The organism is Clostridioides sp. ZZV14-6150 (assembly GCF_020657875.1).
GTDB lineage: Bacteria > Bacillota > Clostridia > Peptostreptococcales > Peptostreptococcaceae > Clostridioides.
Genome location: NZ_JAGWDA010000106.1, coordinates 1 through 253 on the forward strand (window position 1 = coordinate 1; position 253 = coordinate 253).

At 53.8% G+C, this 253-nt stretch carries 2 tRNA genes; both read left to right on the top strand.

Going from position 1 to position 253, the window contains the following annotated elements:
• Window positions 1-95 precede the first annotated feature (95 nt).
• A tRNA-Met gene (locus tag KGF41_RS20710) sits at window positions 96-171 on the top strand.
• Between the two features lie 7 nt (window positions 172-178).
• Window positions 179-253: transfer RNA gene (locus tag KGF41_RS20715), tRNA-Glu, on the top strand.

Here is a 253-nt window from a genome sequence, read left to right on the forward strand (position 1 = left end):
CGGAACTGGCAGACGCACAGGACTTAAAATCCTGCGGGACTTACCTCTCGTACCGGTTCGATTCCGGTCTTCGGCACTTATAAAACAAACAATATCGCGGAGTGGAGCAGTTGGCAGCTCGTCGGGCTCATAACCCGAAGGTCGTAGGTTCGAGTCCTGCCTCCGCAACCATTAAAATGGCTCGTTGGTCAAGAGGTTAAGACACCGCCCTTTCACGGCGGTAACAGGGGTTCAATTCCCCTACGAGTCACCA